General features: G+C 71.7%; 9 protein-coding genes and 2 pseudogenes. 7 read left to right on the top strand and 4 right to left on the bottom strand.

All coding sequences use genetic code 11. From position 1 onward, the window contains the following. Together ACIHIX_RS40365 and ACIHIX_RS40360 are read left to right on the top strand one after the other, a co-directional pair. Positions 1-124 (top strand): annotated as a pseudogene (locus tag ACIHIX_RS40365) (RNA-guided endonuclease TnpB family protein); the annotation flags it as partial. A gap of 52 nt (positions 125-176) precedes the next feature. Then, positions 177-575 (top strand): annotated as a pseudogene (locus ACIHIX_RS40360) (CbrC family protein); the annotation flags it as partial. Between the two features lie 89 nt (positions 576-664). On the opposite strand, the gene ACIHIX_RS40355 reads toward ACIHIX_RS40360, so the two are convergent. Then, complete coding sequence (locus ACIHIX_RS40355) at positions 665-1,318, bottom strand: NADPH-dependent F420 reductase (RefSeq protein ID WP_399965409.1); 654 nt, start codon at positions 1,316-1,318, stop codon at positions 665-667. 74 nt (positions 1,319-1,392) lie between these two features. On the opposite strand from ACIHIX_RS40355, the gene ACIHIX_RS40350 reads away from it, so the two are divergent. Further along, positions 1,393-1,815 carry a winged helix-turn-helix transcriptional regulator gene (locus ACIHIX_RS40350; RefSeq protein WP_399965407.1) on the top strand — a complete coding sequence of 141 codons (423 nt, stop codon included), beginning with the start codon at positions 1,393-1,395 and terminating at the stop codon, positions 1,813-1,815. A gap of 87 nt (positions 1,816-1,902) precedes the next feature. Here ACIHIX_RS40350 and ACIHIX_RS40345 read toward each other — a convergent pair whose 3' ends face one another. After that, positions 1,903-3,117, bottom strand: coding sequence for an MFS transporter (locus ACIHIX_RS40345; protein WP_399965406.1), 1,215 nt, complete (start codon positions 3,115-3,117; stop codon positions 1,903-1,905). 90 nt (positions 3,118-3,207) lie between these two features. Between ACIHIX_RS40345 and ACIHIX_RS40340 the strand changes: the two genes are divergently transcribed. Further along, positions 3,208-3,969, top strand: a complete 762-nt coding sequence (locus ACIHIX_RS40340) for a DeoR/GlpR family DNA-binding transcription regulator (RefSeq protein WP_399965404.1) — start codon at positions 3,208-3,210, stop codon at positions 3,967-3,969. Positions 3,970-4,110: 141 nt separating this feature from the next. Here the strand turns inward: ACIHIX_RS40340 and ACIHIX_RS40335 are convergent, their stop codons facing one another. Continuing rightward, positions 4,111-5,595, bottom strand: a complete 1,485-nt coding sequence (locus tag ACIHIX_RS40335; protein ID WP_399965402.1) for an MFS transporter — start codon at positions 5,593-5,595, stop codon at positions 4,111-4,113. 252 nt (positions 5,596-5,847) lie between these two features. On the opposite strand from ACIHIX_RS40335, the gene ACIHIX_RS40330 reads away from it, so the two are divergent. The 3 genes from ACIHIX_RS40330 to ACIHIX_RS40320 all read left to right on the top strand — a co-directional run bounded on the left by ACIHIX_RS40330 (position 5,848) and on the right by ACIHIX_RS40320 (position 10,246). Continuing rightward, positions 5,848-6,471 carry a TetR/AcrR family transcriptional regulator gene (locus ACIHIX_RS40330; RefSeq protein WP_399965400.1) on the top strand — a complete coding sequence of 208 codons (624 nt, stop codon included), beginning with the start codon at positions 5,848-5,850 and terminating at the stop codon, positions 6,469-6,471. Between the two features lie 162 nt (positions 6,472-6,633). Continuing rightward, the gene (locus tag ACIHIX_RS40325) at positions 6,634-8,925 is read left to right on the top strand and encodes a family 78 glycoside hydrolase catalytic domain (protein WP_399965398.1); all 2,292 of its coding nucleotides are present in this window, start codon (positions 6,634-6,636) and stop codon (positions 8,923-8,925) included. A 61-nt stretch (positions 8,926-8,986) separates the two neighbouring features. After that, positions 8,987-10,246 (top strand): family 1 glycosylhydrolase, encoded by a 1,260-nt coding sequence (locus ACIHIX_RS40320; protein ID WP_399965397.1) that lies wholly within the window; start codon positions 8,987-8,989, stop codon positions 10,244-10,246. 145 nt (positions 10,247-10,391) lie between these two features. Here the strand turns inward: ACIHIX_RS40320 and ACIHIX_RS40315 are convergent, their stop codons facing one another. After that, positions 10,392-11,024: a TetR/AcrR family transcriptional regulator gene (locus ACIHIX_RS40315; RefSeq protein ID WP_399965395.1), complete on the bottom strand. Its 633-nt coding sequence runs from the start codon at positions 11,022-11,024 to the stop codon at positions 10,392-10,394. Positions 11,025-11,104 lie beyond the last annotated feature (80 nt).

Here is an 11,104-nt window from a genome sequence, read left to right as displayed (position 1 = left end):
CTGGAACGCAGCGAGGAACATCTTGCACCTGTACCGGACCGGCCACCTCATCGTGGCAGTCCCGGCCGCCGGAAGGCGCGGTCGCAGGGCGGATAGAACCGTCAAACCCGTCGCCGCAAGGTAGACAGGAATCCCCTTCCTGAGCTTGCGAAGGGAGGGGAGAGCTTCAAACCGCCCACGAGGTCAGTGGACCCTTCTGCCCGTGGTGCATCGCGGACGGCAGCGCGGCCGCCCGGTTCGACGGCGAGTTCATGGACGCCTACGGACTCGACGGCGTCAGTGAGGCGATCCTCCATGAGGTCACCCGCCGCACCCCCGGCTTCCATGCCTGGCAGGATCCGCACTGGCTCGTCCACTGCGCCGACGCGGCCGCCTTCATCGGCGAGGTCGGCTACAGGGAACTGGCAGCCCGTCCCGAGGCCCTCGACCAGCTCAGGCAGGATCTGCGCATCGGCGGCCTGCGCGACCTGGCCCAACTCGAACAGTTCCTCACCCACCTCGGCGAAGGCGCCTCCGCGATGCTCTTCCGCTGCACCATCTGCGGCACCCACCTCGCCTACGTCGACGCCTCATGACCGCCACTGAACTCATCCTGAAGTCAGGCACTGTTGCTGCGCGGAATGCGGGCCGGCAGGCGATTCGATCATGATGGCGGATGCGTCCACTAGTGGGATCGCGGTCCGGCAGCGTACGCCAGCGGAGGGGCTATTGCCTGCGCGTCCGCTCCCTCGCCGACCCACAGCGCGATGAACAGTGCGGCGGTCGCCTCCAGGAGTCCCGCGCGTTCGAGACCGCCGCCGGGCACGGCCTCACAGCCCACGTCGCGTACCAACTCGCGTGCCCGGACGAGGGCCGTCTCGTCGTCTCCGCACAGGGGTACGGACAACGGTCGGCCGTCGAAGACGGGCGGGCGCATGCGCCACACGTCCTCGTGGCAGAGGTTGAACGCCTTGACGACGTGAGCTCCCGGCGCCGCCGCGGCCAGGTGCTGGGCGGCTGATGGGCCGCCTTCCGTCAGCAGTCGGAACCCGGGGCCGACCGGGTTGGAGCAGTCCAGCAGGACTTTGCCCTCCAGGGCGGCGTGCAGGTTCCCTACCACCTCCGCTCCCGCTCCGAAGGGCAGCGCGGCCAGCACGACTTCGGCCGAGTCGGCCGCCGCGCGCAGGCCGGCGGACTTGGCTCCGCCTCCGACGCGCGCCGCGAGCCGACCTGCCTTGTCCGTGTCCCGTCCTCCGATGACCACCTCGTGTCCGGCCCGCACCCAGTGGGTGGCGAGCGCGTCGGCCATGTTGCCCGTGCCCAGTACACCGATCCTCATCACGCGGCCCCTCTCCGTGCCTGCTTCGACCGTTCACACCGACGCTAGAAGGTTGTTCGGACACCATTTGGTACGTGACCACCGACGCGTTCCTCGCCGACTGCCGCGCCCGTCTCGCCTTCGACCTGCTCTCCAACACCTGGAACGCCGTGGTCCTGTGGGCACTGCGCGACGGCCCCAGCCGCCCGGTCGAACTACGGGAGCGGATCGGGGGCATCAGTGCCAAGGTGCTGACCGAGACGCTGCGTCGGCTGCAGTTCAACGGGCTGGTGGACAGGCAGGCAGATCCTGCCGCGCCCTCACGGGTCGAGTACCGACTCACCGCTCTGGGCCGCACCTTGCTGGCGCCCATCGACGCCTTCGGCGCCTGGGCCTTCGAGCACGGGGACGAGGTGATGGCCGCGCAAGAGGCGGAGGCGGCAGGCGCGTCCGGCGCTCCGAGGCAGCAGCGTGAGCGCGGACGCCGTCGGCTGACGAGTACACCCGAGGGCGAGTAGCACCCGCCTCGTCAGTCCTGGCTCGGGCTCAGGCCCGTGTCGGCCGCGTGACCAGCCCTGCCATGGTGGGGGTGACTGGTCCTTGCGTCACGCCGACTCGCGCACGCGGTCCGAGGCCGCCCGCACCGTGGAGTGGTCGCCTCCGGTGCGCAGGATTCCCGCGGCGGCAGCGGTGGTCGCGCAGAGCAGGGTCAGCAGGACGAAGGCGTGGTTGAGGGCGACGAGGTGGGTCAGCCAGCCGATGACGGCGGGGCCCGCGAGCATGCCGACGTAGCCGAGCCCGGCGACGCGGGAGACGTTGGCCCCGGCAGCCGCGGGGTCGGCGTGCCCTGCCGCGCTGAACAACTGCGGGACACAGCCCGACAGCCCCAGACCGAACAGCGCCCAGCCGGTGAAGGCGGCCCACAGCCAGGGGCCGAGCGCCACGAGGGTGATGCCGACGGCGGCCGTGGCGGCGCCGTGACGCAGGATCGCCAGGGAGCCGAACCGGGCCACGAGGCGGTCGGCGAGCAGCCGGCCGATGGTCATGGCCGCGGCGAAGGTGCCGTACGCGAAGGCTGCCGTGGCGGCGGAGGCGCCCAGGACGTCCTTGAGGTGCAGGGCGCTCCAGTCGTTGGCGGCGCCCTCGCACAGCATGACCATGAGTGCCAGGACGGCCAGCATCCAGATACGGCCCTTGGCGCCGCGGGGCTCGACGGCGGCCGATGTCTCGGCCGTCTCCCCGGAAGGGGAGTCGAGGCCGTCGGCGGCGGTCAGCAGGGCGCGTGCCGATATGACGGCGATCACGATGCCGGCGGCTCCCATGGCGGCGAGGCCCGCGGCCGGGTTCAGCCCTGCGCCGGCCGCGCCCGCTCCGACCAGCGCGGCGAGGACGCCGCCGACGGAGAACGTGGCGTGGAAGCCCGACATGACGGGTCGGCCGTACGCCTTCTCCACGTGGACGGCGTGGGCGTTCATGCTCACGTCGAGGCAGCCGTTGCAGAACCCGAAGACCAGCAGCGCGCCGGCCAGGGTCCACGGGTCGTGGGCGAGACCGGGCAGGACCAGGGTGGCGCCGCACAGGACAGCGCTGGCGGGCACCACGACGCGCGCGCCCAGGCGGTCGGTGAGGGGGCCGGCCACCTGCATGCCGAGGAAGGCCCCGAGCCCGAGGAGGACCAGCAGGCCGCCGAGCGTGGCGTGGCTGATGCCGACGCGTTCCTCGATGGCGGGGATGTGCACCACCCAGGCCCCCATCAAGGTGCCGCACAGGACGAAATAGACATAGGTCGCCACACGGGCGGCTCGCAGCGAATGCTCCATGCCAACGACTGTAACGAACATTTCAAGTGTTCGTACAGCGCGCTAATGAACAGCTTGCTTGTTCATTTCAGGGTGGTGTTCAATCGCGGTATGAGCAACGCAGACCGGCACGGGCTGATCGCGAAGGCCGTCAGGGACTCCGGCGGGGCCACCGTCCAGGAACTCGCGGAGCTGACCGGGGCCTCCGAGATGACCATCCGGCGCGACCTCGACACCCTGGCCGCCCAGGGCGTCCTCGAACGGGTCCGCGGCGGCGCCCGCACCCTGCTGCTGCGGGGCGAGGAACCCCCGTTCGCCCTGCGCGCCCACGAGGCGGTCGCGGCCAAGCAGCGCATCGCGGCCGAGATCGTCGCGCTCGTCGCCGACGGTGAGAGCGTCCTGCTGGACAGCGGAACCACCTGTCTGGAGGCCGCGCGTCTGCTGCGTGAGCGGCCGGTCACCGTGATGCCGCTGTCCCTTCAGGCCATCCATCTGCTCGGTGAGACCCCCGGACGGGCCACCCTGGTGGTGCCCGGGGGCCAGCCCCGCGCCGCCGAAGGGGCCCTGACCGGTCCGCTCACGCTCGCATCCCTGGCCGCCCTGCGCTTCGACACGGCGATCATCGGGTGCTGCGGGCTGAGCGCGGCCGACGGTCTGACGGCCTACGACCTCGACGACGCCTCCGTGAAGAAGGCGGGTATCGCCTCCGCCCGCCGCGCGATCGTCGCGGCCGACGGCAGCAAACTCGGGCACACCGCATACGCCCACGTGACCCCGGCCGGCCTGCTGCACACGGTCGTCACCGACGCCACCGCGCCGGCCGACGAAGTCGCCGCGCTCGAAACGGCCGGCACCCTCGTCAAAACCGTCTGACCAGCCCGCCCCGCCGCCCCGAAGGCACGGTCCGGTCCGGTACGCCTGACCGGTCCGGTGGCCACCGCCTCACGGCCGCGGCCACCGTCGTCACCGGATCACACGCGCGTCACGAGACAACACACGGAACGCGTCGGCCTCTCACAGCGGCTGGGGCTCGGCCGGCAGGCTGTCCTCGCTCTCCGGGTCGCGCAGGCGCGGGATGAACAGGGAGAGCACCAGGGCCACCACCGACACCAGGGATCCCAGCCAGAAGATCCAGGTGTAGCCCGTGTCGAGATAGAACGCGGTGCCGTCGACGACCGTGCTGTCCGCGGCCAGGACGGCGTACGCGCCGGCGGTGACGAGGGCTCCGAAGAGGCTGATGAGCATGTTCAACATGCCGCTGCCCAGGCCCTGTTCGTCGCGCGAGACGACGCCGACCACCAGCGCCGGGGCGCCCGCGACGACGATGCCCGCGCCGACGTTGGCGATGCAGGAGGTGACGATGAGCTGGAGTTCGTTGCCGTGGTAGAGGCCGACGAGTCCGTAGCCGACGGCCATGACGGCCAGGCCCGCGCACCAGATGCGGCGTACGTCGAGGTGGCGCAGGGCGCGGCTGATGAGCAGGCCGGTGCCGAACATCACCAGGTTCCAGCTGACGCTGACGACGGCGTTGTGGTGTGCCGTCCAGCCCAGGCCGGCCGAGACGCCGGGGATGTGCGGGTAGAGGGCGAGCAGGATGGCCAGGCCGGGCATGGTGAAGGCGACGGTCTGGGCGAGACCGCCCGCGGTGAGCGCGAGGGCGACGGGGCGGCGGCGCAGCACACCCAGGTCGAGGATGGGGTGGTCGCTGGCGCGTTCCACGAAGAAGAAGGCGGTCAGGGCGATGGCGCCGGCCAAGAGCCAGCCCAGGGTCCGGGTGTCCGTCCAGCCCCAGCTCTGCGCCTGGCCGACGGCGTAGACGACCGCGGTCAGCCCGCCGCCGAGGACCAGGCCGCCCAGCCAGTCGAAGCCGGAGCCGGCGGCGTGCCTGGGTGTCTCCGGGACCAGGAAGGCGATCAGGGCGCAGGCCACGGCGGTGGCCGCGGCGAGGAACCACAGCACGCCGCGGTAGCCCCAGTGGTCGACGAGCCAGCCGGCGAGGAACGGCGAGAAGAGGGCGACCAGCCCGACGCTGCTGCCCATGATGCCGCTGGCGGGCTTGACCAGCCGGGGCGGGAAGACGTCGCGCACCGCGGCGAACGACAGGGCGCCGAAGGGTCCGTAGCAGCCCGCCACCGCGCGTCCGGCGAGCACGAGCCAGAAGCTTCCGGCCAGGGCCGCGAGGGCTTCGCCGAGTGCGCCGAGGGCGGTCATCGCGAGCATGACGCGCCTCTTGCCGTAGAGGTCTCCCAGCTTGATCACGAAGGGGGTCAGCAGCGTGGACACCAGGGTCAGGGTCAGGCCGAACCAGACCACCTGGGTGGTGTGGAAGGCCTGGGCCACGCCGGCGGTGGCGTTGGCGCCGAGGATGCCGCCGGCCGCCAGCAGCTGGGTCGGCCAGGCGAGCGCGACCAGCAGCAGGACGAGGCGGGGAGTCCACCGCCCGTCCGCGGGGGCCCGGACTGCGCGGTCGACTGAGGGGCTTGATGACATCGGCGTCATGCCAGCCCTCCTTTCACGGAGGTACCGAGGGAGGAGAGAGAAGCGCGGGGGGGTGTACGCAGGAGGGAGGGTCGGCGGAACGCACATCTCTCAGAAACGTGTCAGCGCGGCAACCCGTCATCGCGTGACGTCGATGATGACCCGAACACCTAGTGCTTACTAGGCATCTGAGTTATGACCCACGTCACACAGGGTGTTCACAGGCGGGCGGTGGCCGCTCGGCCCCGCACGGGCCACCGGTACTGTTCTGGCATGGCGACACCCAGGGGGCCGCGCGGCCACTACACGGCGGGCCGGGCGCGGCGGACACAGATCCTGGAAGCGGCCCTGCTCGCCTTCGGCCAGGACGGCTACCGCAAGACCTCACTGGCCCGCATCGCACGCGACGCCGGTGTCACCGACGCCGGACTCCTGCACTACTTCCGCGACAAGCAGCAGCTGCTGCTCGCGGTGGTCGAGTTCTGGCACGAACGCATGGACGTGCGCTGGCAGCGGGTCTCGGACTCCGTACGGGACGCCTTCCGCTGTCACCTGGAGGACACGACCGAGACGCTGACCATGCCGGGCATGGTCGAACTCGCCGTGGTCCTCACCGCCGAGGCCACCGCGCCCGACCATCCGGCGCACACGCACTTCACCACCTGGCAGGAGAAGGGCGTGGCGGAGCTCGCCGACCGACTGCGCGCCGGCAGCCGCAACGGCGAGCTGCGAGCCGACCTGGACCACGAGGGCATCGCCCGCGAGTGCGCCGCCCTGGACGCGGGGCTGATGCAGCAGTGGCTGGCCGGAGGGCGCTCCTTCGATCTCGTCGCCGTCATGAGCGGCCACCTCGACCGCCTCCTGCGGGCCATTTCCAGCGACGGGCAGGGACTGTAGGCGGACCGGCACGCACGCCGACCGCACAGAGATCCTCTTTGTTGACATGTTTATGACATCACACCAGTGGGTGACGCACGTCACCCACCCGAATGCCTAGTAATCACTAAGTATTCGCCGCATGATCGAGCCTGCTCACCTCCGGTGCTGAGAAAGGCCGCCATGCACCACCACTGGACCGCACACGTCATCAGCCCCCGCCTCGCCACCCCCGCCGAAGGACCCCGCCCGGCCGCACTGCTGCGCGGCGCGTTCACGGCACGGGCACCCGTGCGGTCGGCCCGGCTCCTGGTCACCGCGCTCGGCGTCTACGAGCTGGAGCTCAACGGCACCCCGGTCGGCGACCACGTCCTGGCCCCCGGCTGGACGAGCTACCGCCACCGGCACCGCTACCAGTGCTTCGACGTCACCCCCCTGGTCCGCGAGGGCCGCAACGCCTGGGGCGCCCATCTCGCCGACGGCTGGTACCGGGGGCTGCTCGGCTTCAACGGCGGCACCCGCGACATCTACGGGGAGCGCACCGGGCTCCTGGCCGAACTGCGTGTCGACTACGCCGACGGCACCGCCGAGTCCTTCACGACCGGGAAGGACTGGCGCTGGAGTCCCGGGCCCGTCCTCGCCACCGGCCTGTACGAGGGCGAGGAGTACGACGCCCGCCGCGAGCGGGCGGGCTTCAGCGAGGCCGAATTCGACGACTCGGCATGGCAGCCGGTCGACCTCCTCGACTTCGACACCGCCGTCCTCTTCCCGGCGGACAGTCCGCCGGTGCGCCGCACCGAGCACCTCGCACCCGTCGCCGTGACCACCTCCCCCACGGGCCGCACGGTCCTCGACTTCGGCCAGAACCTCGTCGGACGCCTTCGTATCCGCCCGCGCGGCGCGGCCGGTGACACCGTCACCCTCCGCCATGCCGAGGTCCTCCAGGACGGCGACCTGTGCACGCGTCCCCTGCGGCACGCCACCGCCACCGACCGCTACGTCCTGCGCGGCGACCCGGCGGGCGAGGAGTGGGAGCCCCGCTTCACCTTCCACGGCTTTCGCTACGCCGACGTCGAGGGCTGGCCCGGCGACCTCGATCCCGCCGACGTCACCGCCGTGGTCGTGCACAGCGACCTGCGCCGCACGGGCTGGTTCTCCTGCTCCGACGCCGCACTGAACCGCCTGCACGAGAACGTGGTGTGGGGCATGCGCGGCAACTTCGTCGACGTACCCACCGACTGCCCGCAGCGCGACGAACGGCTCGGCTGGACCGGCGACGTCCAGGTGTTCGCCCCGACCGCCGCCTTCCTCTACGACGTCCAAGAGTTCCTGCGCTCCTGGCTGCGCGACCTCGCCGCCGACCAGAGCGCCGACGAACACCACGTCCCCCCGGTGTTCAGCCCCGACATCCCCGTCATCACCCCGGTACCGATCCCGCCCGGCAACCCGCCCATGGCGGGCTGGTGCGACGCCGCCGTCATCGTCCCCTGGGTGCTGTACGAGCGGTACGGCGACACCGACGTGCTGCGCGCCCAGTACCCCTCCATGCGGGCCTGGGTCGACGCCGTCGACCGCATCGCCGGACCCGGCCGGGTCTGGGGCGAGGGGTTCCAGTTCGGCGACTGGCTGGACCCGACGGCACCGGCGGACGACCCCGGGCGCGCGATGACCTCCTCCGCCCTGGTCGCCACCGCCTACTTCGCGCACGCCGCCCGCCTGTTGGCCCGTACCGCGGAGGTACTCGACGACAAGGCCGAGGCCACGCGCCGGCATGCCCTGGCCGACGCGGTCCGCGACGCCTTCCGCGCCCGCTTCCACACCGGCGGCGGTCTCCTGTCGGAGGACACACAGACCGCCTACGCCCTCGCCCTGTGCTTCCGGCTCCTGGACGACGAGGCCGAGCGCGCGGCGGCCGGACGCCGACTGGCGGACCTGGTGGCCGAGGGCGGCCACCGCATCGGGACCGGGTTCCTCGGCACTCCCCTGGTCTGCGACGCGCTGACCGACACCGGGCACGTGGACACCGCCTACCGGCTGCTCACCCAACGGGCCTGCCCGTCCTGGCTGTACCAGGTCGACATGGGCGCCACCACCGTGTGGGAACGCTGGGACAGCATGCTGCCCGACGGCAGCGTCCACCCCGGCGAGATGACCTCCTTCAACCACTACGCCCTCGGCGCGGTCGCCGACTGGATGCACCGCACGGTCGCCGGCCTGGCACCCGTCGAACCCGGCTACCGGCGGCTCCTCGTGCGCCCTCGTCCCGGCGGCGGCATCACCTGGGCCCGGGCCGAGCACGACACTCCGTACGGCCGGGTCGAGACGTCCTGGCGCGTCGAGGGGGAATCGCTGCACCTCGACCTCCTCGTACCGCCGCACGTCACCGCGCTGGTCGACCTGCCGGGCGCCGAGCACAAGGAGGTCGGCCCCGGCCGACACGCCTTCTTCACCCCGGTGCCCGCCGCCGCGCGCTGACGCCGGCCGACCGTACCGAACACCCCTTTCACCCCACACCTGTTCAGTTCGAGGAACACACATGACACACATCAGGCTGCCCGACACCTTCCTGTGGGGCGTCGCCACCGCGGGACACCAGAACGAGGGCGACAACAGCGCCAGCGACACCTGGTTCCTGGAGCACATCACCCCCTCCCTGTTCCGTGAGCCGAGCGGACCGGCCTGCCGCGGCTACCAGCACTGGGCGTCGGACCTCGACCTGGCCGCCGGCCTCGGTCTCAACGCCTTCCGGTTCTCCGTCGAGTGGGCCCGCGTCGAACCCGAGCGCGGCGTCGTCGACCCGGACGCACTGGACCACTACGAACGCATGGTCGACGGCTGCCTGGAGCGGGGGCTCGCGCCCCTGGTGACGTTCAATCACTTCACCGCGCCGCACTGGTTCGCCGCAGACGGCTCCTGGACCGCGGCCGAGGCGCCGTCCCGCTTCGCCGAACAGTGCGACCGTGTCATGGCCCGTTTCGGCGACCGTATCGCGTACGCCGTCACCCTCAACGAGCCCAACCTCGAACAGCTCCTCCAGGCCGGTGCGAAGCTCCCTCCCGAGGCGGAAGCGGTGAAGCTCCAGATGCTGGCAGCCGCCGCACGCGCCGCCGGGAGCGGCACCTACGCCAGTGCCAACGTCATCCCGGCAGACCGCCAGGACGAGTTCCAGGCGGCGTTCACCCGCGCCCACCGCGCGGCCCGCGAGGCGATCAAGGCCCGCCGCGCAGACCTCCCCGTGGGTGTCTCGATCGCCATCGCCGACGAGGTCGCCCTCCCCGGCGGTGAGGAGCGCCGGGACGCCAAGCGTGCCGCCGTGTACGACCACTGGCTGCGCGAGGCCCGCGACGACGACTTCATCGGCGTACAGAACTACGAGCGGATCGTGCACGGCCCCGACGGCGAGGTGACCGTCGAGGGTGAGCGCAACGGCATGGGCACCGTCATCGCACCCGGCTCGCTCGCGGGCGCGGTGCGCTACGCCCACGAGGTGTCCCAGGTGCCCGTCCTCGTCACCGAGCACGGCATCCAGACCCCCGACGACACCCAGCGGGCCGCCTTCGTCCCGGCCGCCGTCGAGGAACTCGCGGCCCAGGTCGCCGCGGGCACACCCGTCCTTGGCTACTGCCACTGGACGCTGCTGGACAACTTCGAGTGGATCTTCGGGTACGGCGCCCAGCTCGGACTCCACACCGTCGACCGCGACACCTTCGAACGCCGGGCGAAGCCGAGCGCACAGGCCTACGCGAACGTGGTGCGGAGCCACCGCGGGACCGTCGCCGCGCGCGGAGGCAACTGACCGCGCCGTACCTGCGCGTGCCGCGCCCGGCCTGCGGGCGTGCGCCGCGGACTCCAGCACACCGGGGCTCGTCAGCTCGACTGACGGGCCCCTCCCGTCGTCGGTCCTGCCGCGGCTCCCACGGACCAGCATCGCTTCGTGCCGGTCAGAGCCCCTCGCCGTCGGGCAGGATCGTGCGCGCGATGCGGTCGGCGTGCAGGCGGACGGCGTCGGCGAGGTCCAGCGTGCCGCCGGAGATCACCCACTGCAGCTGGAGGCCGTCGCTGACGGCGATGCACTCGCGCGCCACCGCGGGGCAGTCGGTGCCCTCGCGCACCGTGCCGAGCTCCCTCGCGGCGGCCAGTTTCCCGGCGAGTTCGTCGATGGCGCTCTGGTAGCGCTCGGCGAACAGCGTGTGGGCCGCACTCTCGGGATCGGCGGCCTCGGCCGAGGTCAGGACGAACAGCTCGATGAGGCCCGGCTCCGCCAGATGGCGTTCGGTGGCCGCGACCATGGCCCGCAGGATGTCACGCCCGGCGGCGTCGGCGGGAAGCCGGGACCACCAGGTGGCCTCGGCGGTGAAGCGATGCTCCATCACCGCTAGCAGCAGGTGCTTCTTGCTGCGGAAGTGGTGCAGCAGGCCCCCCTCGGTGATGCCGACGTCCTCCGCGACGCGGGTGAGCGCGGTGCGCCGGTAGCCCTCGTGGGCGAACCGCTTCGCGGCCGCCTCCACGATTTTCTGCCGTCGGGCGATACCGACCGCGTAACTGCCTCGCCGCCCCTGGGTGCTGCTGGTCATGAGGATCACCGTAGTCATCCCCCCGCCCGTGCGGACCGGCGGTGCCCGTCGCGTCAGCCGCTGTGACATGAGTCACTCTC

Origin of the sequence: Streptomyces sp. NPDC051913 (genome assembly GCF_044593635.1) — a bacterium.
Classification (GTDB): domain Bacteria; phylum Actinomycetota; class Actinomycetes; order Streptomycetales; family Streptomycetaceae; genus Streptomyces.
The sequence above is the reverse complement of the archived record's forward strand: the minus strand, read 5'-3'. Positions and strand labels throughout refer to the sequence as shown.

Bases quoted from the DNA above. Each gene is read 5' to 3' on its own strand.
- ACIHIX_RS40330 (WP_399965400.1), top strand. From the start codon at position 5,848: ATGGCGACACCCAGGGGGCCGCGCGGCCACTACACGGCGGGCCGGGCG.
- ACIHIX_RS40320 (WP_399965397.1), top strand. From the start codon at position 8,987: ATGACACACATCAGGCTGCCCGACACCTTCCTGTGGGGCGTCGCCACC.
- ACIHIX_RS40340 (WP_399965404.1), top strand. From the start codon at position 3,208: ATGAGCAACGCAGACCGGCACGGGCTGATCGCGAAGGCCGTCAGGGAC.
- ACIHIX_RS40355 (WP_399965409.1), bottom strand. From the start codon at position 1,318: ATGAGGATCGGTGTACTGGGCACGGGCAACATGGCCGACGCGCTCGCC.
- ACIHIX_RS40335 (WP_399965402.1), bottom strand. From the start codon at position 5,595: ATGACGCCGATGTCATCAAGCCCCTCAGTCGACCGCGCAGTCCGGGCC.
- ACIHIX_RS40345 (WP_399965406.1), bottom strand. From the start codon at position 3,117: ATGGAGCATTCGCTGCGAGCCGCCCGTGTGGCGACCTATGTCTATTTC.
- ACIHIX_RS40325 (WP_399965398.1), top strand. From the start codon at position 6,634: ATGCACCACCACTGGACCGCACACGTCATCAGCCCCCGCCTCGCCACC.
- ACIHIX_RS40315 (WP_399965395.1), bottom strand. From the start codon at position 11,024: ATGACCAGCAGCACCCAGGGGCGGCGAGGCAGTTACGCGGTCGGTATC.